Below are 24,198 nucleotides of genomic sequence, written 5' to 3' on the forward strand. Positions count from 1 at the left end.
GCTGCGCCGACCGTCATCCCCGGGTGTCGACCCCGGTCGTCATCTCCGGTGTCATCCCCAGGTGTCGCGCGGTCCGCGGCCGCGGACCGAGCGCTTGCCGCGCCGGAAGCTCGGCCCCGCCGGGCCCAGCACCGTCACCGTCTCGACGACGCCCTCGCCCACCTCCTGCGCGAGCCGCTCCAGCAGGCGCGGCGCGAGGAGCTGCACCTGCGTGGCCCACGCGGTGGAGTCGGCGCGCACGACGAGGACCTTGTCCTCGAACGTCTCCGGCTCGCAGTGGTCCGCGACCTGGTCGCCGACGACCTCGCGCCACCGGCCCACGACCCCGCCGACGGAGACGTCGGCGACCCAGTCGCGCTCGCGCAGCAGGTGGGCGAGCACGTCCGCGAGACGCTGCGGGTCGCGCCCTCCCGGCCGTGCGCCCGACGTCGGCTGGTCACCGAGGACGCGACGGCGCGGCTCCTGCCCGGGCCGCAGGCCCTTGGCGCGCGCCGCGGCCTTCGCACGGTTCAGCGCCTGCCGTGCGACCTCCGCCGGCGGTGTGAGGTCCACGACGTGCCCGACGGGCAGCCCCGTGGCGCGCGGCTCCTCGTCCACAGGGTCGGTGGACGGGGCGTGCGTCTCGCGCTCCGCTTCGTCGTCAGTCGGCACGGGTCACCGTCCCGCTCTGGACCGCGAAGCGCGCACCGGTGAGCAGCGCGGGGACGTCCTCCGCGACCGCCGCGGTGATGATCACCTGCCCGGCGTCCGCGACGAGCTCCGCGAGGCGGTCGCGGCGCCGCGCGTCGAGCTCGGCGAACACGTCGTCGAGCACGAGGATCGGCTCGCCGTCGGGCCCCCACTGGTCCGCCCACAGGAGGGACTCGAGGCCCGCGGGCGCGCCGTCCTTGAGCAGGCGGTAGGACGCGAGGCGCAGCGCGAGCGCGAAGGACCAGGACTCGCCGTGGCTCGCGTACCCCTTGGCCGGCAGGCCGCCGAGGGTGAGCACGAGGTCGTCACGGTGTGGCCCGACGAGGTTGACGCCGCGCTCGATCTCCTTGGCCCGCACGACGCGCAGCGCCTCGAGCATGCGCTTCTCCAGCGTGGGCACGTCGGGGAGGTCCGACGTCGCCGCCTCGCCGGGCGCGGTGGCGCCGGCCTCCGCGGTCCCGGGTCGGGCGTCGGGCGCTGAGCCGTCGGGCCCCGGGAGGTCGTCACCGAGGGCCTCGTCCACGGACGAGCGGTAGGTGACGCGCGCCTCGCCCTGCCCCGAGCTGACCTGCTCGTACGCGTGCGCCACGTACGGCGTCAGGGCGGCGACGAGCTGCAGGCGCAGCGCGGTGATCTCGGCGCCGAGGGTCGCGAGGCGCGCGTCCCAGACGTCGAGCGTGGCGAGAGCCGCCTCGGGGCCGTCCGCTGCAGAGGCGTCCGAGGCGTCGTCGGGCACCGGGGGAGCCGGGGTGCGCGACGGGCGGCCGCGGCCACGACCACGCAGCGCCGCGGCCGACTTGAGGAGCGCGCCGCGCTGCCTCAGCACACGCTCGTAGTCCGCGACCAGCGCCGCGACGCGGGGGACCAGCAGCACGGCGAGCTGGTCGAGGAAGCGCCGGCGCCCGTCGGGGTCGCCCTTGACCAGGGCGAGGTCCTCCGGGGCGAACAGCACGGTGCGGACGATCCCCAGGACGTCCCGCGGCCGCGACGCGGGCGAGCGGTTGATCCGCGCGCGGTTGGCCTTGCCGGGGTTGAGCTCGAGCTCGACCGTGCTCGCCCGGTCGCCGCGGACGACACGCGTGCGCACGACGGCGCGTGGTGCCCCCGCGCGGACGAGGGCGACGTCGCCGGCCACGCGGTGGCTCGACAGCGTGGCGACGTACCCGATCGCCTCGACGAGGTTGGTCTTGCCCTGGCCGTTCGGACCGACGAGCGCGTTGACGCCCGGCACGAGCTCGACGTCGACCGTCTCGTACGAGCGGAAGTCGACGAGGGACAGGTGCGAGACGTACATGGCAGCTCGAGGTGGTGCGTCGGGAAGGGGGAGCGAGTCAGGCGGGGGGCTCGAGCGGCCCCGCGCCGGGCGACGCCGGACCGGCCGCCTTCACCGCGTGGCCGCCGAACTGCTGGCGCAGCGCCGCGACGGCCTTCATCGAGGGCGACTGCTCCTGGCGCGAGGCGAAGCGGGCGAACAGCGCGGCCGAGATGACGGGCAGCGGGACGGCGTTGTCGATCGCCTCGTCGACCGTCCACCGGCCCTCGCCCGAGTCGTCGACCCAGTCGTCGATCTGCGCGAGCTCCGGGTCCTCCTCGAGCGCGCGCACGAACAGGTCGAGCAGCCACGAGCGCACGACCGTGCCGCGCGTCCACGCCTTCATCGTGCCGTGCACGTCCGTGACGACGTCCTTCGCGGCGAGCAGCTCGTAGCCCTCCGCGTACGCCTGCATGAGCCCGTACTCGATGCCGTTGTGGACCATCTTCGCGAAGTGGCCCGCACCGACGTCGCCGGCGTGCACGAAGCCCTCCTCGCGCGGCCCCTCGGGCCGCAGCGCGTCGAAGACCGGCATGGCGGCGTCGACGAGCTCCTTCGGGCCGCCGACCATGAGGCCGTAGCCGTTCGCGAGCCCCCACACCCCGCCCGAGACGCCGCAGTCGAGGTAGCCGACGCCCTTCTCGGCCAGCTCTGCCGCCCGGGCCTGGTCCTCGCGGTAGTAGGAGTTGCCGCCCTCGATGACGACGTCGCCCTCGCCCAGAAGACCGCCCAGCTCGGTGACCACGCCGCGGGTCGGGTCGCCGGCGGGCACCATGACCCAGACGATCCGCGGGCCGTCGGTCGGCAGCGCGGCGACGAGGTCGGCGAGCGTCGCGACGTCGGACACCTCCGGGCGCGGGTCGTACCCCGTCACCTCGATGCCCGCGGCGCGGATCCGCTCGCGCATGTTGTTGCCCATCTTGCCGAGACCGACGAGACCGATGCGGGTGACCATGCGGAGTCCTCCGGGTGCGTGGATGCGGTGGGGTGCCGTGGTGACCGGGCGGGCGCGCGCTGGACGCGCGTCAGCCGGCGAAGCGGATCGGGACCAGGAGGTAGCGGTAGGCGGACGAGTCCTCGCCGTCCAGCGACTCCTGACCCGTGAACTCGACCGGCTTGTTCGGGTGCGTGAAGCTGAGGCGCACGAAGTCCGTGCCGAGCGCGCCGAGGCCGTCGAGGAGGAACTGCGGGTTGAACGCGACGGAGATCTCCTCACCCACCAGGACCGCCTCGAGCGCCTCCGACGCCTGCGCGTCGTCGCCCTGGCCGGCGTCGAGGACGACCTGGCCGTCGGTGAACGACAACCGGATCGGGGTGTTGCGCTCCGCCACGAGCGACACGCGCTTCGCGGCGTCGATGAGGGCCGCGGTGGGGACGACGGCGTGGATCGGGGTCTCGTCCGGGAAGAGACGGCGCACGGCGGGGTAGTCGCCGTCCACCAGCTGCGACGTCGTATGGCGACCGCCCGCCTCGAAGCCGATGAGGTCGACGCCCGCACCGGTGCTGAGGCCGACGTTGACGAGGCCCGAGCCGCCGAGCGACTTCGCGACGTCGTTGAGCGTGCGCGCGCGCACGAGCGCGACGGCCGAGTAGCTCGGCGTCACGGGCGTCCAGGTGAGCTCGCGCAGCGCGAGGCGGTAGCGGTCGGTCGCGAGCAGCGTGATGCGCTCGCCCTCGATCTCCACGCGCACGCCCGTGAGGAGGGGGAGCGTGTCGTCGCGGCTCGCCGCGACGGTGACCTGCGCGACGGCGTGCGTCAGCTCGTCGCCGGAGACCGTGCCCGTGAGCTCGGGCATCGCGGGGAGGGCCGGGTACTCCTCGACGGGCATGGTCAGGAGCGTGAAGCGGCTCGCGCCGCACGTGACGATGACCTTGTTGCCCTCGAGCACGACGTCGACGGGCTTGGCGGGCAGCGCGCGGGAGATCTCCGCGAGGAGGCGGCCGGAGACGAGCACCGTGCCGGGCTCGCTGACCTCGGCCGGGATCTCCGAGCGCGCGGAGACCTCGTAGTCGAAGCTCGACAGGCCGATCGTGCCGGAGGCGTCGGCCTCGAGCCGGACGCCGGCGAGGACGGGAGCCGGGGGCCGGGTCGGCAGGGTCCGCGCCGTCCAGGTCACCGCGTCGGCCAGGACATCACGCTCAACCCGGAACTTCATCCCACACCCTCTCGTCCCTGCGTCCAGGATCGGACTCGATCTTCACATGTCCCGGACGTCCGTGCTGCTCGTGACCGTCGGGGCGTCCCGCCGCGCTCCGCGTCCCGGCCCGCACGGGCGTCGAGGTCCGACCTCGGTGCGGTGGCGCGTCACGGCGCGAGCAGCAGCGGCCACGGTGCACGTCATCTCGTGCATGAACCCTACGCGAGGAGCAGCATCGGAGGCACCAGTCCTCCCCGGGAGGACGCAGGGTGTGTCGCTCGACCGGCCGAGGCCTGATGAAGGCGTGTGGAATCTCCCCTTGAAGAACACCTTCGTCATCGTCATCGGTGTTGTGGGAACCGGGGAAATCGTGCGTCGCCGCAGGTCAGCGGCAATTTCTGGGTGTGGACGAGGTGGTGGTCGGGATGTGGGTAAGTCGCGCGGCCTGTGGGCGGAGCGTTCGTCCCCACACGGCGTCCACCGACGCGAGGGTGCGTGTCCACATCGAAGGGCCCGTCGTCCACAGTTATCCACAGAGCCGTGCACAAGTGTGTACATGTGGCCCGACCGTCGTTGTCCCACGCCGCGAACCGTCCACATGCAGGTCGTGGACGACGGCGCGTGCCGACGCGTCCCGACCGATGCGGCGCGGGGTCGTTCGACACGACCGCCGCATGATCCCGGGAGTCTCGTTGCCCACAGCAACCCTGTGGATGGCTGTGGACAACTCGGCCCACACCATGTGCACGGCCGGAGGGTGGCGTGGCAGGGCGGCAGGGGAGAGGCGCCGGTCGTCGTGGTCCGGTGCTGGCGCCGCGAGGTGCGCGAGGGTGCGGGACGACGGCATGCTGCCGTCCGGGTGCGACGGCGCGCGGTACGGGACGTCACCGGCGTCGTCCGTGGTGATGACGGGCCGGCACCACGGGGCGGAGGTCAGCCCCGGTGCTGCTGCTTGATGCGGCTCGTGAGCTCGGTGACCTGGTTGTAGGTCGACCGACGCTCGGCCATCTGCTCGGTGATCTTGCGGTTCGCGTGCATGACTGTGGTGTGGTCACGCCCGCCGAACTGCTGCCCGATCTTCGGGAGCGAGAGGTCCGTGAGCTCACGGCACAGGTACATGGCGATCTGGCGGGCCGTGACGAGCACGCGCGAGCGCGAGCCACCGCACAGGTCCTCGATCGTCAGGCCGAAGTAGGCGGCGGTCTGCGCGATGATCGCGGCCGGCGTGATCTCCGCCGAGTCCTCGTCGGTGATGAGGTCCTTGAGGACGATCTCGGCGAGGGGCAGGTCGACCTGCTGCCGGTTGAGGTTCGCGAACGCGGTGACCCGGATGAGCGCGCCCTCGAGCTCACGGATGTTCGTCGAGATCCGGGAGCCGATGTACGACAGGACGTCGTCCGGCGCGTTCAGACGCTCGCTGCTGGCCTTCTTGCGGAGGATCGCGATGCGCGTCTCGAGGTCCGGCGGCTGCACGTCGGTGATGAGGCCCCACTCGAAGCGCGAGCGCAGCCGGTCCTCGAAACCGTTGAGCTGCTTCGGCGGCAGGTCGGACGTGATGACGACCTGCTTGTTCGCGTTGTGGAGCGCGTTGAACGTGTGGAAGAACTCCTCCATCGTCTGTTCCTTGCCCTGCAGGAACTGGATGTCGTCGATGAGGAGCACGTCGACGTCACGGTAGCGGCGCTGGAACGCCCCGGCCTTGCCCTCACCGATGGAGTTGATGAAGTCGTTCGTGAACTCCTCGGAGTTCACGTAGCGCACGCGCACGTTGGGGTACAGGTTGTGCGCGTAGTGCCCGATCGCGTGCAGCAGGTGGGTCTTGCCGAGCCCGGAGTCGCCGTAGATGAACAGCGGGTTGTACGCCTTCGCGGGCGCCTCCGCGACGGCGACGGCCGCCGCGTGGGCGAAGCGGTTGGACGAGCCGATGACGAACGTCTCGAAGACGTACTTCGGGTTGAGGCGGCTCGGCTCGGCCTGCGGGCGCGGCGGGGGCGGGGGCGGCAGGTCCGGGAGGTCGTCGTCCGGGTCGACGTAGGGCCGTTCGACCGCGGGCCGCGCGGCGGGTGCCGAGACGGGCTCCGAGCTGAGCTCCGGGTCGACGGTGATGCCGAAGCGCACGTCACGCCCCAGGCACGAGGACATGGCCGTGACGAGCTCGTCCCGGACCCGCGTCTCGAGATACGTGCGCGTCTGCTCGTGCGGGACCGCGATGAAGACCGTGTCGTCCAGGATCGCGAGCGGCTTGGCGAGCCGGATGAAGGCGATCTGGCGCGGGGTGATGTCCGGGCTCGCCTCGAGGATGCTCAGCGTCTGTGCCCAGACGTCGCCGATGTTCTCGTCCGGGTTCGGCACGGGTGGGTCCTCACGGGCTCGTGGGTGTGCGTCGGCCGTGCGTCCGCGGGTCGGGCGACGGATCGGCACGACGGGCGGCGCGGAGCGACGTGGTGTCAGGATGGCGGTGGTGCACGGACGATCGTGCCACGGATCCACTCGTCCACATAGTTGTCCACAGGCTGTGCGTAGCTACCGCACGGGAGCGCACCGGGTCAAGCTCGCGACCCGGGTTTGACCGTACGCGTCTCGGCAGCGTAACGTCAGACAGCCTTTCCAGGTGCTCTTGGCGCGCCCACACGAGGGACGTCGACGACATGCCGTCGCCGGACGACTCGACCGTGAGACGAGCGCCCGCCGCGTGCGTCGTGGCGATCGAGCTGGACGGCCAGGGGCGGGAGACCGCCCGTGCAGCAGTACCGAACCATCGGCAGGGTCCACCGGAGCCTGTCACTGCATCGTCGAGGACACTGACGGTGTACCTCCCCGACGTTCTTGGAGTACCTCGTGAGCAAGCGGACCTTCCAGCCGAACAACCGGCGCCGTGCGAAGACCCACGGCTTCCGGCTGCGCATGCGGACCCGTGCCGGCCGCGCCATCCTGGCTGCTCGCCGCCGCAAGGGCCGCACCGAGCTCTCTGCCTGATCGCACGTGCTCCCCGCGGCGCACCGACTGCGCCGTTCCGTGGATTTCGAGCGGGCGGTGCGTCGCGGCGTGCGCGCCGGCAGGTCGACCGTGGTGGTCCATCTCGCTGAGGATTCTCAGGGAGACGGAGCACCACAGGTCGGCTTTGTCGTATCCAAGGCCGTGGGGAACGCCGTGCACCGCAACCTCGTGAAGCGCCGCCTGCGTGCCGCGACCGCGCCGCAGCTCGAGCGTCTTCCTGCGCACAGCCGGGCGGTCGTCCGTGCCCTGCCGGGGTCCGCCGACGCGACGTACGCCGAGCTGAGCCGCGACCTCGTCCGCGGTCTCGAGCGTGCGGTGGCGCGTCTGCGCGAGCGCGAGAACGTCCGCCCATGACGGCGCCCCAGGCCGTCGACACGGCGGTCCGCGACCAGCCGTCGCCGCCGTCGGACCCGACCAGCGAGACGGACGAGCGTCACACCGGCGCCGCGGGCCACGCGCGCCGTGTGCTCGACGTCATCCGCCGGGTGCCGGCGTTGACGCTGATCGGCATGCTGCGGGCCTACCAGGCCGTGATCTCGCCGATGACGGGACCGACCTGCAAGTACTACCCGTCCTGCTCCCACTACGCCCTGACCGCTGTGCAGCGGCATGGTGCCCTGCGGGGCACCGGGCTCGCCCTCTGGAGACTGCTCCGGTGCAACCCCTGGAGCCTCGGCGGGGTCGACGACGTCCCGCCGGCACGAGACGCGCACACGCACCAGTCCTGAGCCCCGCCGAGGGCGATTCACGAGCTTTGTCAGAAGGTTAGGGAGCAGTCACCGATGGACTTCTTCGCGTTCCTCGCCCCCATCGAGTGGGCCGTCGCGTGGATCATGTACCTGTGTCACCAGGGCCTGACGTACCTGGGCTTCTCCGACGGACCGGGCCCGGCGTGGGTCCTGTCGATCGTCGGCCTGGTGATCATCATCCGGATCCTGCTCATCCCGCTCTTCTTCAAGCAGATCAAGGCGTCGCGCGGGATGCAGATGCTGCAGCCCGAGATGCAGGCGATCCAGAAGAAGTACAAGGGGAAGACCGACCCGGCGTCCCGCGAGGCCATGAGCCGCGAGACGATGGAGCTCTACCGCAAGCACGGCACGAACCCGTTCGCCTCGTGCCTGCCGATCCTCTTGCAGTCCCCGATCTTCTTCGCGCTGTTCCGAGTGCTCAACGGCCTCGTGCCGATCTCCGAAGGTCGGGACGACGCGATCGGGCCGATCGACGCGTCGGTGGCCTCGGACATTGAGAGCTCCACCGTCTTCGGGGCCCAGCTCTCGGACATCTTCCTGCGGACCGACGACCTCCAGACGCGGATCGTCATCGCGGTCCTCATCATCGCGATGTGCGCCACGACGTTCTTCACGCAGCGCCAGCTGACGATGAAGAACATGCCGAAGGCCGCGCTCGAGGGCCCGATGGCCCAGACGCAGAAGATGATGCTGTACCTGTTCCCCTTCATCTTCGCGGTGTCGGGCGTGAACTTCCCGGTGGGTGTCCTCGTCTACTGGACGACGACGAACCTCTGGTCGATGGGCCAGCAGTTCTACACGATCCGACGGATGCCGGCCCCCGGCTCGGAGGCGGAACGCCTCCTCAAGGAGCGCCAGGCCCGGAAGAAGGCCGCCAAGGGCATCGTCGAGGAGACGACCACGCCCGTGATCGAGCAGCCCCGCGGACAGCGTCAGCAGCCCAAGCGCAAGGACCGGCAGAAGGGTGCGCGACCTCAGCAGGGGAACGGTGGCACGTCCGCCGCCAACCGGCAGGGCAAGCCCGTCGAGGACGCACCGGTGGAGGAAGCACCGAGCGACTCACCGTCGACCGGCACGTCGAAGAAGCCGAAGAAGAAGCCGTAGTCACCGCGCTCGCGCGCCCCTGCCGTCCAGAGGAGCACCTGCATGCCGTCCACCGAGATCCCCCTGCCTGACGAGACGGAGTCCGTCGACGCTGCCACCGGCCGCCTCGAGGAGGAAGGCGAGATCGCCGCTGACTACCTCGAGGAGCTGCTCGACATCGCCGACCTCGACGGCGACATCGACATCGACGTGGAGCACGACCGTGCCGCGGTCGAGATCGTCGCCGAGGACGACGGCGCGCTGGACGCGCTCGTCGGCGAGGACGGCGAGGTGCTCGAGGCGCTCCAGGAGCTCACCCGGCTCGCCGTCCAGGCGCGCACCGGCGAGCGCAGCCGCCTGATGCTCGACGTCGCGGGCTTCCGTGCCCGTCGCAAGCGGGAACTGACCGCGCTGGCCGAGGAGTCCATCGCCCGCGCGCGTGCGGAGCAGTCGAAGATCGCGCTCGAGCCGCTCAACGCGTTCGAGCGCAAGGTGGTGCACGACGTCGTCGCGGCCGCAGGCCTGCGCAGCGACTCGGAGGGCGTGGAGCCGAACCGCCACGTGGTGATCTACCCCGACGCCTGAGGCGCTCCGGCAGCACCCACCAGCGCCCCGTGTTTCACGTGAAACGTCGCGTGAGGCACGGGGCGTCGTCGTGTCGCGCGGACGTCTCCTTCCGTGGAGAGCCGGTGCGAAAGATGAACGACGGAACAGGGCGGACGCTGCGGCGTGACACGATAGGCCCGTTTCGACGGAGAGAGAAGGACGAACAATGAGCCCCGACACCGGGAACCCGGATGCGCCTCAGTCGCTCGACACGGATGCGGTGGCGGCGTACTTCGGCGACGCGTATCCGAAAGTCGAGGCCTTCGCGGAACGACTTCGCGTCGAAGGCGAGCTCCGGGGGCTCATCGGTCCGCGGGAGGTCGATCGCATCTGGGACCGGCATATCCTCAACTCCGCCGCTGTCGTCCCGTTTCTGCCGACGTCAGGCCTCATCGCTGACGTCGGATCGGGTGCTGGGCTGCCGGGAATCGTCGTCGCAGCGATGCGTCCGGACGCGAGCCTGTATCTCATCGAACCGATGGAGCGGCGGTGTGCGTGGCTCACGGAGATCGCGACAAATCTCGCCCTTCCAAACGTCGAGGTGAAGCGCGGCCGTGCGGAGGAGTATCACGGTGCGTTCGAGTGCGATGCGGTGACTTCGCGGGCAGTCGCCGCGCTCGACAAGCTGGCGCGCATCTCGCTCCCGTTGGTGCGGCCGGGCGGCGCGATGGTCGTCCTGAAGGGGAGGAACGTCGCGAAGGAGGTCGATCCTGCGCGCAAGGTGGTGCGCAAGCTCAAGGGTGCGGAGCCCGAGATTCTCGACGCGTCGACGGTTCCCGGTGTGGAGAGCACCACGGTCGTGCGGATCGTACGGCAGACTGGAGCACGCTGATCGCGGTCGCCCCGCGATGCGCACCCGACCACCAGGGTGTGTCGTGGCTCAAGCGGGTCGGAGAGTCGAGAGGAAGAGACGCGTGACGGACAGCACCCATGGGGGCAGCGGGGACACGACGCGCTGGGACGGGACGGCGGCGCGGCCAGACGGGACGATGCCCGACAGTGAGGACGACCGTCGCGCAGCGCTGATGGCAAGCCTTCCTGAGACGGACGAGTCGACGCCGCTTGCCGCGCAGCTGGCGGTCGACGCGCGCCGCCGCATCGACCTGCAAGGCCGCAAGTTCGAGCGCCCGCCGTCGACTCGCATCATCACGGTGGCGAACCAAAAGGGCGGCGTTGGCAAGACGACCACCACCGTGAATCTCGCGGCAGGGCTGGCCCTCTCCGGGCTTAACGTCCTCGTCATCGACAACGACCCGCAGGGCAACGCGTCTACGGCGCTCGGAGTGGAGCACCGTGCGGGCACGCCGTCGGTGTACGAGGTGCTTGTCGAGGGAGATCCTCTGAGCAGCGCTGTCCAGCAGTGCCCCGAGATCCCGACGCTGTGGTGCGTGCCGGCGACGATTGACCTTTCCGGCGCGGAGATCGAGCTCGTGTCGATGGTTTCACGTGAAACACGGCTTCGGCGGGCCCTGGATGACTATCTCGAGGAGCGGGTCAGGAACGGCGAGCCTCGAATCGACTACGTGCTCGTCGACTGCCCGCCGAGTCTCGGGTTGCTGACGATCAACGCCTTCGTCGTCGGGCGTGAGGTGCTCATCCCCATTCAGTGCGAGTACTACGCGCTCGAGGGACTGAGCCAGTTGCTCAAGACGATCGAGCTGATCCGCGCTCACTTAAACCCCAGCCTTCACGTGTCGACGATCCTGTTGACGATGTACGACGGGCGGACGAACCTCGCACAGCAGGTGGCGTCGGAGGTCCGTGAGCATTTCCCGGACCAGACGTTGAGGACGACGGTGCCGCGCTCGGTGCGAATCTCAGAGGCGCCCAGCCACGGCCAGACCGTCATGACCTATGACGGTGGCTCGACCGGAGCGTTGGCGTACCTGGAAGCGGCACGTGAGCTCACTCAGCGGGGCGCGCAGGGAGGTCCGCCCGGACCGCCACTCCTCGCCGTATCGACGGCGCCGGGCGTGGCGTCGGACGAGGCGAGGTCGCGGTCAGGTGATGTCCTCAGCGATGAGCACGCCGTCCAGAACCGCGCCGAGGCGCATAGGGATCACGAGTTGGCCGGGTCCATCGGAGGAACGGCCGTCCACCTTGAGGAGCAGCGATGAGCGAGAAGCGGCGCGGACTGGGCCGCGGCTTGGGTGCCTTGATCCCCACCAGCTCGGAGGGCACACGTCCCGTCGACGTGTTCTTCCCGAGCGTCGCGAAGGCCGACCAGGGCGAGCAGGCCTCCTCCGCACCCGCTGGGGACGACCAGGGCGCATCTGCCCGGGTCGAGCCTTCGGCGGTGAAGGCCGCGGTGGTCACCCTTGAGGCGGGTGCCGGGCCCGCGGACCTTGACTCGATCGCCACGCTGTCCGTGGACGATCTCGCGACACTCGAGGCGATCGCCGACCCTCAGGACGTCGCCATCACGGACGCCGTCGCGGACGGCGCGGCCGATCACCTCGATGGCGGTTCTCGCACCGATATCGACGGTGACGCGGGCGTTTCACGTGAAACGACGTCGTCGGGTGCGACCGAGTCGGTCGATATCTCGGCCGAGGAGCAGTCCAGAGACACCGCGGACGCCGGGAGCCCTGTTGTGGAATGGGCTGGCGGCGTCGCCGACGATCTCGTTCCAGTTCCTGGTGCCCGGTTCGCGGAGGTGCCTGTCACGGCGATTCGTCCTAATCCCCGTCAGCCGCGGACGGTGTTCGACGAAGGTGAGCTCGAGGAGCTCGTGGGCTCGATCCGGGAGATCGGCGTTCTGCAGCCTGTCGTGGTGCGACCGGTGCCCGATGAGGACGCCGCCTTCGAGCTCATCATGGGTGAACGCCGCTGGCGTGCCTCGCAGGCCGCTGGGCTGGCGACGGTCCCCGCCATCATCCGGGAGACGGAGGACTCGGATCTCCTTCGCGACGCCCTGCTGGAGAACCTGCACCGGAGTGCGCTGAACCCGCTGGAGGAGGCGGCCGCGTACCGGCAGCTTCTTGACGACTTCGGGTGCACGCACGAGGAGCTTGCGGAGCGGATCTCGCGCAGCCGGCCGCAGATCTCGAACACCCTGCGACTGCTCCGGCTCCCGCCGCTCGTGCAGCGCCGTGTCGCGGCGGGTGTGCTGTCGGCCGGCCACGCGCGTGCTCTGCTGGGTCTGACGGACGGTGCCGAGATCGAGCGCCTTGCACAGCGCATCGTGGCGGAAGGACTGTCCGTCCGTGCGACGGAGGAGATCGTCGCGATGGGCGGCCTCGACGAGGAGAGGCGTCAGAAGCGCACACCGCGCGCCGGGCAGCGATCGGAGGCCCTCGACGGGCTGGCGACCCGTCTCTCCGACCGCTTCGAGACGCGGGTCAAGGTCGACCTTGGGAAGAACAAGGGACGTCTGACGGTCGAGTTCGCCTCGGTGGAGGACCTCAACCGCATCCTCGATCTCATGGCACCGGACGACCCAGGTCTGCTCCGCGCCTGATCCAGGCCCGCGACCTCAAGAAGCCCGGGAAGGTGTAAAGCCCTCCCGGGCTTCGTCCGTTGTGGAGCCGCGGTGGGGGAGGGGAGTGGTTTGACGCCGGGCGTTGGTGTGAGCGATGGGGCGTCGCCGACTTCCGCTTCCGACCGATCTCGTTGACCACGGTCAGGACGACGACTGCTGTCGGTGCAAGGCTGCGGTATGCGTGGCGCACGGACGGTCCGACGTCAGGGGCGCTGTGGCCGTGGGACTCGGCAATCTAGGAGGTCGAGCTCTCGAGAGCGCGGGTGGCCTGGCGCGTCACTCACGGGCGCGCGCCGGGGTTGTGCGCCGCGCACTGTGGTCGTGGTGCGCGGCGCGTGATGAACCCCTCGTACTGAGGATCGGCTCGTGATCATCCCGCACGGCACCAGGAAAGCGCACCTCTCAGACGGGACTGTTCGGCCTTCAGATGGTGCCGCAACGGGCGTCGCAGCAAAGGTCTCCACGCGGGGGCAGCTATCCGCCCGCCGTGATGACCGTCACGCATACCGAAATGGCGGCGTCGATGTTCCACGTGAAACCACCGTGGCACCATCACGGCAGGGTCGTTCCATGTCGCGCGCCCTGGTGAGGTGTTTCACGTGAAACGGCGACTCTTCTCGGACAGGGGTCGGTGTGCGATCCCGCGCGTGGACTAGTCGGGATGGACTTCGCCTGCGGGCCGCCGTCGCGCAGGCGCGAGTGATTCACATCGCCGGTGCAGAACGAGCGCTTCGGACAGCGGCGCGTTGCGATGCCGAAGTCTCGGTGACGTCGTGGCGGACGACGCTGGGCCTACAGGCGAGCCGCTCGGCAGCGCGCTGATGACGGTGCTCGTGGCGCCCGCCATGTGCTCAGCGCCGACCGGCCGAAGGCTGGGGCGGCGGCCCGGGATTCCATCGTGGCAGACGGCGACGCCATTCTGCCAGGGCGTGGGTACACGGTCGATACGCGGTGGAGCCGGCGTTTCACGTGGAACAACGCCCTTCGGGAGCGCGGTGTCGTGTGTTGAGCTCGGTGTCTTGTGCGGGGTTGGTGGGCTGGTGCTGGCCTGCGTGGCGAGTTGGAACGCCGACGGGTGCGGTCCGTAACGCTCGTACGTTCCGCGGATAGGTGGTTGCGCAGCTAGCCGCCGGTCTGGCTGTGTGTGCGTCCTCTCGAGAAGTTCCCACCGCTGTCGGGGCACGGGGCTGCCGGCGGCGGTTTGGCGTGCTAGAACGCGCCGGTCTGAGGCGGAGTGCACACCGAGCCTCACGTCGATCTTTCCCACGGCACATTCAGCTTTCGACCGTACGCGTCCGCGGTCGGGCCCGACGGAGCGTCGACGCGCCATCCGAATGCACTTCAGGATGCTCGCCCGCGACCGCCGAAGACAATGGCGACGCCCTTGAGCCCTTCCCGGTTCGGCGACCACGCAAGCGCCGGTCAGATGCACGGGCGGGCTTCTCGCCGGACGGTGGATGGCGCACGGTGCTCGCGCCTGGTCCGCGCGAGGGGCGGGGGCGACGGTGTTTCGTGCCCGTGCCCGTGCCCGTGCCCGCAACCGTGTCCGTATCCGTGCCTGTGCGTGGGGAGCTGCGGGAGCGTGCCACCACGAGGCCACGCACAGGCGAATGCGCACGCGCCCGCCCGAGGAGGACGTACGGCGACGGTGGCATACCTGGACGCGCGAGCGCGCGGACATCGGTGCAGTCGAGGCCAGGCGCGCGCCGGGATCCGACATCCCACGCGCAGGCCCGGAGCGTCGCCAACCGAATCTCCCGACGTCGATCGCAATGCTGCGGCGCTATCCACAACCCGCGCCCGGGCGCCGATAGCGGCGAGCGCGGGTCCCCTCGTTTCACGTGAAACCGCGGTCGCGCCATCAGGAGCTTCGTGGCGCCTGCCGTGCCTCGGCGCCGTCTTCGCCCGCGGGGGGCCGCTGGCTCTGGCTTGCCGGGAGCCTGCTGACGGAGCGGGGGACAGGAGCCGATGTGGGTCAGTCGCCGCCCTGAGAGAAAGGCGGATCGTGACGCTGCCACCGGTCGCAGGCCATGTGGTGGTCCCGAGGCAACGCCGAGATCGTCCTCCCTGGCCTGGTGTCACACTCCGGACCGTGGGCACGCGCGTCAGCGCCTCGTCGACGTGCGTCCATGTCGCCGCGGCCGATCACACGCGCTCGGATCGACATCATGACGACCTTCGAGGCGGAGGCGGACCGGACCCCGTGCGCGCGGACGGCGCACCATGAGTCCTCGGCCCATCTCGAGTACCTCCGTGCGCCAGCGGCGTCGCTGCGTGCCGTCCACGGCATGTGGCACGGCATCCTCGACAGGATCGGTACCTGAGCCGCAGGCTCGTGAGCTGGTCCCGGACGTTGCGGTGGACGTGGCGGTACGGGTGAGGCGTCCACCCCAAGCCGGAGTCCGACGAAGCGATGAAGCGATGTGCGCGACGCCTCTCATGCACGTCACCGCCGTTCCCCGCGCGGTGCGGACCGGCGCCGACACCTGAATCGGCAATCGGAGATTGTGTAACTCGTCGGCAGCGCGTCGTCCGTCCCCGGAGGCGCGCGTACCCGTCCAGCATGCGGAGTTCGCGACGCGCCGGGCCGAACGACACAAGGGCCGCCCCGTCACAAGCCAGCGCGAGCGGCTCGGGGCGACCCCGACGTCGCAGTCGACGTCGCCGTCATGGCCTGCTGCACCAGCACGTCGACGCGTGGCCGGGGTCGGGTCGAGCGCTCGGTCGCCTACCCGCCCGTGGCGTTTCACGTGAAACCGCCGCCGCACCGCGACAGTCGGGATGGTGCGAATCCACGATGACCAGCCCGGGGTACGGACGCCGACACGAAGCGCGACACCTTCGCACGGGCGCGGCGCAACGGCCTCGACGCCCCACAGGGCACCGCAGGCGCACGCCAGCGCTCTACCGAGCGGCGACGACCGACGCCGTGCCTCTACGCCGGCCGCGAGGCCCACCCCGGACTCCGGCTATGAACATCCCTCCGGACTACGACCAGAGACCACGACGAGTCCGGTGCGCCGCCGAAGCCGCCTCTACCGCGACATCTCGCGGTCGGCTCGGGCTCGAGCTCAGGCTCTGCCGCGGCCGCCGGCGCAGCCACGGGCCTAGGGCCAGACTCCGACCTCGTCCGGTCGACCACGACGTCCGACGAGGAGCCTCCCCGTCGTCGACGAAGGTCAGGCCGCTGCGTGAAGCCGGACGAGCGAGACGTAGAGCTCGGTCAGGTCGAGCCCGGCCGCGCGTGCGGCCTGCGGGAAGAGCGACGTCTCCGTCATCCCCGGAGCGACGTTCACCTCGAGGAACTGGACGACACCGTCGGCGTCGAGGACGACGTCGGTGCGGGAGAGGTCCCGGAGGCCGAGTGCCTTGTGCGCGCGGACGGCGACGTCCTGCACGCGGGCGGTGACGTCGGCGTCGAGACGTGCCGGCGCGAAGTACTCGGTGCGGCCGGGGTTGTACCGGGCGTCGTAGTCGTAGGGACCGTCGGTGACGATCTCGACCGGGGGCAGGGCTCGCGGTCCGCCGTCGAGGTCGACGACGCTCACGGCCAGCTCGGTGCCGCGCACGGCCCTCTCGATGAGCGCGACGTTGCCGTAGGCGAAGCAGTCCACCATGGCCCGGGGGAGCTGGTCCGCCCTCTCGACGAGCGTGACGCCGAGGGCTGAGCCGCCCTGGGTGGGCTTGACGACGAGCGGCAGGCCCAGGCGCGCGACGACGGCGTCGAGTACCGGCTGGGCGCCGAGCTCGCGGAACAGGCTCTGGGGGAGCGTGACGTACTCCGGGGTGGAGAGCCCGGCGCCGAGGACGATGCTCTTCGCGACGGGCTTGCTCCACGCGGTCCGGCACTCGCGAGGACCGGTGCCGACGTAGGGGACGCCCACGAGCTCGAGCACGTCGCGGACGGACCCGTCCTCGCCGCTCGCGCCGTGCAGCAGCGGCCACACGACGTCGGGGCGGTGCTGGTCGAGGAAGCCGAGCAGGTCGGCGTCGAGGTCGTGGACGGACACCTCGAGGCCGGCTGCGCGCAGGCTCTCGGCGACGCGGCGGCCGGACCGGAGCGACACGTCGCGCTCGTGGGAGAGCCCGCCGGCGAGGATCGCGACGTGCTGCTCCGGTCGGCGAGCAGCACCACGCGCCGCGTCGCTCGCGTCGCGACCGTCCACCGTCGCCGACCCGGCGCTCGTGCCGGGCACCGGGTGCTCAGGCGTCGTGACCGCGGCCGTCCCGGCGGTCGAGGTGCGGGGTCCGGGGGGCGTGTCCACGAAGACTCCTTGTCACGAAGGCGCGTCGTCGCCCGTGCTCCGGGCAACGATCGGCGAGGCGGTCGGTGAGGCTCAGGCGAGGTCGGGGGAGGGGTTCTCGACGTCCGTGGGGTCGGGGTCGAGACCGGCGCCGGTGCCGAACATCTCGGCGAGCTCGCGCTCCGCGTTGACGACGCCGGCGAGCCGGCGGACGCCCTCACGGATCCGCTCGGGGGTCGGGTAGCAGAACGACAGCCGCATGTGGTCGGCGCCGTTGCCGTCGGCGTAGAACGCCGTGCCGGGCACGTACGCGACGCGGGCGGTGACGGCGCGCGGGAGCATCGACCGGGCGTCCACACCCTCGGGGAGGCGGACCCACGTGTAGAAGCCGCCCTCGGGGACGGTCCAGCTCGCGGTGGGCAGGTGCTCGGCGAGCGCCCCGACCATCGCGTCCCGACGCTCGCGGTACAGCTCGCGGAACTGCTTGATCTGGCCCTTCCAGTCGCACGTGTCGAGGTACGCGCCGATGGCCATCTGCGAGGCGTTCGACGGGCAGAGGATCGCCGACTCGCTCGCGAGCACGAGCTTCTCGCGCACGGCGTGCGGCGCGACGACCCAGCCGACGCGGTATCCCGGCGCGAAGGTCTTGGAGAACGACCCGAGGTAGAGGACGCCGTCCTCGTCGAGCGACCGCAGCGCAGGGAGCGTCTCGCCGTCGAACCCGAGCAGGCCGTACGGGTTGTCCTCGATGACGAGCACGCCGTGGCGCTTCGCGATCTCGAGCACGCGTGGCCGTCGCTCCGCGGAGAGCGTCACGCCGGCGGGGTTGTGGAAGTTCGGCACCGTGTAGAGCAGCTTGACGCGGCGTCCGGCGGCCGCGAGCGACGTCAGGGTCTCGTCGAGGATCTCCGGGACGAGGCCGTGCTCGTCGAGCGGCACGTGCACGACGTCGGCCTGGTACGACCGGAAGACGCCGAGCGCCCCGACGTAGCTCGGCGCCTCGGCGACGATGACGTCGCCCGGGTCGATGAAGATCCGGGTGACGAGGTCGAGCGCCTGCTGCGACCCGGTCGTCACGACGACGTCGTCCGGGTGGCACTCGATGCCCTCGAGACGGACGACGTCGAGGATGCGCGCGCGCAGCGCCTCGTCGCCCTGGCCGGATCCGTACTGCAGGACCGTCGCACCGCGCGTCGCGACGAGGTGCTGGACCGTCTCGGCGATCGTGTCGAGGGGGAGCCCGTCGAGGTACGGCATGCCGCCGGCGAGCGACACGACCTCCGGCCGGTTCGCGACGGCGAACAGCGCCCGGATCTCCGACGCCCGCATGCCGTGCGCTCGCTCCGCGTACGCCCCGAACCAGGGGTCGAGTCGGGTCCCGCCCGTGGCGGGCGGCTGCGGAGGGTTCGTCGGCGCGCTCACGATCCCCAGTGTGGCACGGCGGGTCGGGGGATCCCGTGAAGACGCCGGAGGGCGGACCACCCGCAGGTGGCCCGCCCTCCGGCGTCGTGCGGTCGTGGACCGGGGTCGGCCGGGTTCTCCGGCCGACGCGCGACGGTCAGACGCTGGTCGTGAGGACCGCGTCGATCTCCTCGGTCAGCGCGCGCTTGGGGCGGGCGCCGATGATGGAGCGCTGCAGCTCGCCGCCGACGTAGACGTTGAGCGTCGGGATCGACACGATGCCGTAGGCGCCGGTCGTCTCGGGGTTCGCGTCGGTGTCGAGCTTCGCGATCTTGATCTTGCCCGCGTACTCCTCGGAGAGCTCCTCGAGGATGGGCGCGACCTGGCGGCACGGACCGCACCACGTGGCCCAGAAGTCGACGAGCACGGGCAAGTCGGACTCCAGGACCTCGGAGCGGAAGGTGGCGTCGGTGACGGGGACGGTGGCCACGTGACCTCCTGTGGTCGGTCGGGCGTCCGGGACGGACGGGAGCGAGAGAGGGGGAAGGGTCAGGAGCCGAGCTCGGCGAGGGCCTCGGGCAGCTCCTCGGGGTTCGGCGCCTCGGGGGTGCCGGCGAGGTCGGCGTGCCCGGCGGCGTCGGCCAGCTCGGTGAGGTAGCGCTGGGCGTCGAGCGCGGCAGAGCAGCCGGATCCGGCGGCGGTGATGGCCTGCCGGTAGGTGTGGTCCACGAGGTCGCCGCACGCGAAGACGCCGGGGAGGTTCGTCGCGGTGGAGCGCCCGACGACCTGCACGTAGCCCTCGGGGTCGAGGTCGACCTGGCCGGCGAGGAGCTCGCTGCGCGGCTCGTGGCCGATGGCGACGAACAGGCCGGTCACGGGGAACGGACGCTCCTCGCCGGTCACGGTGTCGCGCAGCGTGACGCCCTCGACCTTGTTCTCGCCCTGGATCCCGACGACCTCGGAGTTCCAGGCGAAGTCGATCTTCGGGTCGTTGAGGGCGCGGTCGGCCATGATCTTCGACGCACGCAGCTCGTCGCGACGGTGGATGATCGTCACCTTCTCGGCGAAGCGCGTGAGGAAGGTCGCCTCCTCCATCGCGGAGTCGCCGCCGCCGACGACGGCGATGTGCTGGTCGCGGAAGAAGAAGCCGTCGCACGTCGCGCACCACGACACGCCGCGGCCCGACAGGCGCTTCTCGTCGTCGATGCCGAGCTCGCGGTACGCAGAGCCGGTCGCGAGGATCACGGCACGGCCGCGGAACGTCTCGCCGTTCGCGGTCACGACCGTCTTGACGGGGCCGTCGAGCTCGAGCTTCTCCGCGTCGTCCCACAGCACGCGCGCGCCGAACCGCTCGGCCTGCTTGCGCATGGACTCCATGAGGTCCGGCCCCATGATGCCGTCGGGGAACCCGGGGAAGTTTTCGACCTCCGTCGTGTTCATCAGGGCGCCGCCGGCGGTCACCGACCCGGCGAGCACGACGGGGTTCAGCCCGGCGCGCGCGGCGTAGACGGCCGCGGTGTACCCCGCGGGTCCCGACCCCACGATGATCAGGTTCTCGACGGTCGGCTGCTCGGTCACGTGAAAGCTCCTCGATCTCGGTGCGTGGCGGTCGGCCACGCGATGTGGTGAACACGCGGGGGCCGGCTTCTGTTCCACGGTACGGCCCGCGACGCGGCGGCGTGCGCGCGCCTCGCCAGGACCGGGACGACGACGCGGTCCGGCCCTGGCGGTACCCGCACGGCGCCGGCCGGACGGGTACGGCGAACGGACGTCAGGAGACGAGCAGCTCGTTGATCTCGATCCGGTTCTCGCCCTGCGCGTTCTGCGGCAGCTCGGTGAACCACAGGACGATCGAGCCCGTCTCGACCGGCTCCGGGAACGTGAACTCCACGCCCGGCGACAGCGGGCCGGACGCGAGGACCTCGCCCTCGGTGGGGGCGTCGGGCGACGTCGCGCGGATCTCGACGTTGCCGCCGTTGACGGACGTCTCGACGATGATCGTCTGGACCGGGGCCGGCTGCTCGAGCGTGATCGCGTACCCGATGCCGCTCTTGAGCCCGGCGAACTGGGGGCTGTTGTACCGGCGCGTGTACCACGCGGTCTCGGGCTGGCCGTCGTACGCGAGCGCCACGGCCTCCGGGTGCTCGCCCTCGTTCTCCGGGTCGGCGGCGTCGCCCTCGGGGTCGAGCGCGGTCCCGGACGCGATGACCGGCCGGACCTCCGGCTCGGGCTCCGGCGGGGGCTGTTCCTCGGTGCCGTCCGAGGTGCCCTCGTCGGCGGGCTCGCTCGCCTCGGCCGAGGGGCGTCCGTCCGTCGTCACGGCAGGGTCGAAGCCGGAGAACGCCGTGTTGATCGCCCAGATCACGCCGATGCCGACGAGGAGAAGCACGAGGACGAGGACGACGGGCGTCGCGTTGAACCGTCGGCTCCCTCGGCGCGGCGGGCCGTCGTCGCCGGTACCGCCCTGCTGGACCTCGGCCGGGCCGTCGGCGCCGGGAGCGGGGGCGTAGGCGGGGGCCGGCGCGGTGCCGGGGCCGTAGCCGGGCGGCGGGGGCGGGACGGGCTGCGCGCCGACCGCGGTGGCACCGTCCTGGGCGGCACTGGACACGGCGTAGGCGCCGGCGGCGTAGGCGGCCGTGGGTGCGACGGCGCCGGCCGACCCGGGCACCTCGCCCACCCGGTGGATCCGGCCCGTGGTGGGGCGCCGGACGGGCGGTGCCGGGGGCGGCGTCCCGGGGGGAGCGGCCGCCCCGCGGTTGTCGAACGCGCTGCGGACGGACTGCCGGCTGACGCCCGCGCCCGCGCCCGCCTGCGCGGCGCCCTGCGGCGAGACCGCGGACACCTCGCCCCACGGCTCGAGCGCGCTCACGACGTCGGCGGGCGTCTGCGGACCGTCGCCCGGGACGGGGGCCGACCAGGCGCCCACGGCGGCGACGTCGCGGGAGAACGTCCGCACGCACAGGTCGTCGAGCTCCGGCGGGACGTCGCCGCGCACCGCGGACGGCGCCAGCACGGCGTCGCCCGACCGCAGGGCCGGCAGCGGGTGGATCGCAGCGTCGGAGATCCACGGGACGTCGAGCGACGGCCCGGGCCAGCGCGCCGTCGTCGCGTAGTAGAAGAGGGCCACGAGCCCGACGGCGTCCAGGCGCGACGTGCGCTCGGCGTCGTGCTGGTCCTGGCCCGCGACGCCGGCGTCGAGGCCGAGACCGGTGACGACGACGCGGCCGTCGTGCACGCGCACCGCGTCGGGCCGGACGGCGAGGTGGTGCACGCCCCGGCCGCGCGCGGCCTCGAGCGCGGAGGCCGCCTCGCCGACGATGGCCCGGGCCTGGCGCGCGTCGAGGACGCCGCCCGCGACGAGGTCCGTGAGCGTGGTGCCGACGAACGGTTCGGTCACGACGTACGCGACGTCGCCCTCGGAGCCCACGTCGAGCACTCGCGTGAGGCGCGGGTCCGCGACGAGTGCGGCGCGGCGCGCGGAGTCGAGCGCCTCGGCGACGTGCGGGCCGGTGACGAGCGACACGCGGACCGGGCGGTCGAGGATCTGGTCGTGCGCCGCCCACGCCGAGACGTCGGCGAGGTCGGACGCGAGCCGGTCGTCCAACCGGTAGCGGGCGACGAGCAGTGTTCCGGGAGCCACGCCGTTCACCGGACCTCCTTCGGGGGACTCGTGGTCGGCATCACCACATCGTACGCGGGCCCGGATTGCCCGGTATCTACCGGCGAAGGACCCGCCGGAGCCGTCCGGCGAACGGGCCGACGAGCTCGTCCAGCTCGCGCACCCGCAAGGCTCGCAGCCCGGCGACGTACACGCCCGTCATGACGAGGCCCACGAGCGCCACGACGAGAAGCGCCTCCCACCACGACAGCCCGTAGATGTCCCCGGTGACGCGCACGTAGAGCTGGAGCACGCCCCAGCCGGCGCCCGCGCTGACGAGCGCGGCGAGCACGGTCTTCACGTGCATGCGCACGATCCGGTAGCCGTCGAGCCCCCGCAGCGTGCGCCGCAGCCCGACGGTCCGCAGCGCGACGGCCACGACGTTCGACAGGCTCATCGCCGCACCGACGCCGACGACCCACCACTGCGGGTCGAGCGTGCGCGTCGCGAGCCACGACACGCCGACGAGCACGATCGTGCCGGGGACCTGGATCCAGAACACCGTCCGGCCGTCCTCGAACGCGTAGTAGACCCACTTCATGAGGACCATGCCGCCGAGCGGCACGAGGCCGAACGCCATCGCCACGAGCACCTGGGCGACCGCGGCGCCCGACGCGGCCCCCACCGACGGCACGAGCAGCTTGGTGATCGGCAGGGCCAGCACCGCGAACACCGCGGTGGCGAAGACGGTGAACACGCCGACGGTGCGCACGCCCCGCGACAGGTCCTGGCGCACGCGCGCGACGTCGCCCGCGTGCGCGGCCGCGCTCATCCCGGTGAACAGGGCGGTCGCGATGGAGACGGTCACGAGCGAGTGGGGGAGCAGGTAGATCATGAGCGCCTGCGTGTACGCGGCGTTGCCCGCGACGGTGAGCTGGTCCGCGAACGCCTCGGGGGACGCGACGGTGAGGCTCGTGACGACGCCCTGCGCGCCTGCGTCACCCGCGTAGTCGCCGAAGCGCTGCGCGAGGGCGGCGCGCGGCGCCTCGCTCGCGAACCGCGTCGTGAACAGCACGCCGACCTGCTCGAGGACGACGGCGGCGAACGTCCACAGGGCGACCTGGCCCGCCGAGCGCAGCCCGATCCCGCGCAGGCCGAACCGCACGTGCCACCGGAACCCGGCGCGCCAGAGCGGCACGACGAGGACGAGCGCCTGCGCCGCGACGCCGAGCGTCGCCGTGCCGGCGAGGATCGCTATCTTGGTGCCGTCCCACTGCGTCAGGTCGTCGACGGACCCGGTGGCCGCCGGACCGTAGACGGCGATGAACGCCCCGAACCCGACGATCGACACGACGTTGTTGAGCACGGGCGCCCACATGAACGGCCCGAACTGCCCGCGCGCGTTGAGCACCTGGCCGAGCAGCGTGTACAGGCCGTAGAAGAACAGCTGGGGCGTGCACCACAGGGCGAACGACACGGCGAGGGCCATCTGCGGGGAGGTCCACCCGTCGCCCGTGTAGAGCCCGACGAGGATGCTCGAGCCCGCGGTGAGCAGAGCCGAGATCGCGAGCAGCACCGTGCCCGAGAGAGTGAGCAGCTTGTCGAGGCGCTGCTGGGTGTCGTGCGCACGGTAGGCCCGCACGATCTGCGGCACGAGCACGGCGTTGAGCACGCCGCCCGCGAGGATCGCGAAGAGGACGTTGGGGATCTTGTTCGCGACGTCGAACGCGTCGGCGACGAGCCCCGTCGTCCCGATAGCGGCGACGAGCAGCACGTTGCGCACGAGCCCCAGCGCGCGCGAGACGAGCGTGCCCGACGCCATGAGCGCCGACGACCGGCCGAGCCCGCCGGTCCGCCCGCCGGCGGGGGCCTCGGCGGCGCCCGCCTCCGCGGCCTCGT

At 71.6% G+C, this 24,198-nt stretch carries 19 protein-coding genes; 8 read left to right on the top strand and 11 right to left on the bottom strand.

The genetic code is table 11. From position 1 onward, the window contains the following. Window positions 1-51: 51 nt before the first annotated feature. From JZ5iCDA_RS01630 to dnaA, 5 genes are all read right to left on the bottom strand, one after another. Window positions 52-552 carry a DUF721 domain-containing protein gene (locus JZ5iCDA_RS01630; protein ID WP_069385543.1) on the bottom strand — a complete coding sequence of 167 codons (501 nt, stop codon included), beginning with the start codon at window positions 550-552 and terminating at the stop codon, window positions 52-54. A gap of 88 nt (window positions 553-640) precedes the next feature. Continuing rightward, on the bottom strand, window positions 641-1,984 hold the full coding sequence (locus tag JZ5iCDA_RS01635) for a DNA replication/repair protein RecF (RefSeq protein ID WP_069385524.1): 1,344 nt from the start codon (window positions 1,982-1,984) through the stop codon (window positions 641-643). Between the two features lie 37 nt (window positions 1,985-2,021). Next, complete coding sequence (gnd, locus tag JZ5iCDA_RS01640; RefSeq protein ID WP_069385525.1) at window positions 2,022-2,957, bottom strand: phosphogluconate dehydrogenase (NAD(+)-dependent, decarboxylating); 936 nt, start codon at window positions 2,955-2,957, stop codon at window positions 2,022-2,024. Between the two features lie 70 nt (window positions 2,958-3,027). Continuing rightward, a complete protein-coding gene (gene dnaN, locus JZ5iCDA_RS01645; protein ID WP_069385526.1) occupies window positions 3,028-4,158 on the bottom strand; it encodes a DNA polymerase III subunit beta in 1,131 nt (376 codons plus the stop codon). Window positions 4,159-5,073: 915 nt separating this feature from the next. Beyond that, window positions 5,074-6,492: a chromosomal replication initiator protein DnaA gene (gene dnaA, locus JZ5iCDA_RS01655; RefSeq protein WP_069385528.1), complete on the bottom strand. Its 1,419-nt coding sequence runs from the start codon at window positions 6,490-6,492 to the stop codon at window positions 5,074-5,076. A gap of 486 nt (window positions 6,493-6,978) precedes the next feature. Between dnaA and rpmH the strand changes: the two genes are divergently transcribed. The 8 genes from rpmH to JZ5iCDA_RS01690 all read left to right on the top strand — a co-directional run bounded on the left by rpmH (window position 6,979) and on the right by JZ5iCDA_RS01690 (window position 13,035). Then, window positions 6,979-7,116 (top strand): 50S ribosomal protein L34, encoded by a 138-nt coding sequence (gene rpmH, locus JZ5iCDA_RS17820; RefSeq protein ID WP_034225701.1) that lies wholly within the window; start codon window positions 6,979-6,981, stop codon window positions 7,114-7,116. A 6-nt stretch (window positions 7,117-7,122) separates the two neighbouring features. Beyond that, window positions 7,123-7,491 carry a ribonuclease P protein component gene (gene rnpA, locus JZ5iCDA_RS01660; RefSeq protein ID WP_069385529.1) on the top strand — a complete coding sequence of 123 codons (369 nt, stop codon included), beginning with the start codon at window positions 7,123-7,125 and terminating at the stop codon, window positions 7,489-7,491. After that, window positions 7,488-7,865, top strand: a complete 378-nt coding sequence (gene yidD / locus JZ5iCDA_RS19970; protein WP_083259539.1) for a membrane protein insertion efficiency factor YidD — start codon at window positions 7,488-7,490, stop codon at window positions 7,863-7,865. The genes rnpA and yidD overlap by 4 nt, the downstream gene beginning before the upstream one ends. A gap of 54 nt (window positions 7,866-7,919) precedes the next feature. After that, the gene (gene yidC / locus JZ5iCDA_RS01670) at window positions 7,920-8,990 is read left to right on the top strand and encodes a membrane protein insertase YidC (protein WP_069385530.1); all 1,071 of its coding nucleotides are present in this window, start codon (window positions 7,920-7,922) and stop codon (window positions 8,988-8,990) included. A 42-nt stretch (window positions 8,991-9,032) separates the two neighbouring features. Next, window positions 9,033-9,554, top strand: coding sequence for a protein jag (locus tag JZ5iCDA_RS01675; protein ID WP_069385531.1), 522 nt, complete (start codon window positions 9,033-9,035; stop codon window positions 9,552-9,554). 187 nt (window positions 9,555-9,741) lie between these two features. Continuing rightward, window positions 9,742-10,407: a 16S rRNA (guanine(527)-N(7))-methyltransferase RsmG gene (gene rsmG / locus JZ5iCDA_RS01680; protein WP_069385532.1), complete on the top strand. Its 666-nt coding sequence runs from the start codon at window positions 9,742-9,744 to the stop codon at window positions 10,405-10,407. A gap of 82 nt (window positions 10,408-10,489) precedes the next feature. Next, window positions 10,490-11,692, top strand: a complete 1,203-nt coding sequence (locus tag JZ5iCDA_RS01685; protein WP_366246651.1) for a ParA family protein — start codon at window positions 10,490-10,492, stop codon at window positions 11,690-11,692. After that, window positions 11,689-13,035 carry a ParB/RepB/Spo0J family partition protein gene (locus tag JZ5iCDA_RS01690; protein ID WP_069385533.1) on the top strand — a complete coding sequence of 449 codons (1,347 nt, stop codon included), beginning with the start codon at window positions 11,689-11,691 and terminating at the stop codon, window positions 13,033-13,035. Before JZ5iCDA_RS01685 ends, JZ5iCDA_RS01690 begins: the two co-directional genes overlap by 4 nt. Window positions 13,036-16,235: 3,200 nt before the next feature. On the opposite strand, the gene JZ5iCDA_RS01700 is transcribed toward JZ5iCDA_RS01690, so the two are convergent. The 6 genes from JZ5iCDA_RS01700 to murJ all read right to left on the bottom strand — a co-directional run. After that, window positions 16,236-17,222, bottom strand: a complete 987-nt coding sequence (locus JZ5iCDA_RS01700) for a D-alanine--D-alanine ligase family protein (protein WP_069385545.1) — start codon at window positions 17,220-17,222, stop codon at window positions 16,236-16,238. 171 nt (window positions 17,223-17,393) lie between these two features. Next, entirely contained in the window at window positions 17,394-18,629 is a 1,236-nt protein-coding gene (locus JZ5iCDA_RS01705; protein WP_139122910.1) for a PLP-dependent aminotransferase family protein, read from the bottom strand. Between the two features lie 229 nt (window positions 18,630-18,858). After that, entirely contained in the window at window positions 18,859-19,191 is a 333-nt protein-coding gene (gene trxA, locus JZ5iCDA_RS01710) for a thioredoxin (RefSeq protein WP_069385536.1), read from the bottom strand. Window positions 19,192-19,250: 59 nt separating this feature from the next. Beyond that, window positions 19,251-20,279, bottom strand: a complete 1,029-nt coding sequence (trxB, locus tag JZ5iCDA_RS01715) for a thioredoxin-disulfide reductase (protein ID WP_069385537.1) — start codon at window positions 20,277-20,279, stop codon at window positions 19,251-19,253. A 193-nt stretch (window positions 20,280-20,472) separates the two neighbouring features. Then, entirely contained in the window at window positions 20,473-22,341 is a 1,869-nt protein-coding gene (locus JZ5iCDA_RS18685) for a protein kinase family protein (protein ID WP_171905264.1), read from the bottom strand. 76 nt (window positions 22,342-22,417) lie between these two features. Continuing rightward, window positions 22,418-24,198, bottom strand: a 1,781-nt coding sequence (murJ, locus tag JZ5iCDA_RS01725) for a murein biosynthesis integral membrane protein MurJ (RefSeq protein ID WP_436967382.1), incomplete at its 5' end; no start/stop codon positions are given.

The sequence above is a fragment of the Cellulosimicrobium cellulans genome (genome assembly GCF_001722485.1).
Taxonomy (GTDB): Bacteria; Actinomycetota; Actinomycetes; order Actinomycetales; family Cellulomonadaceae; genus Cellulosimicrobium; species Cellulosimicrobium cellulans_A.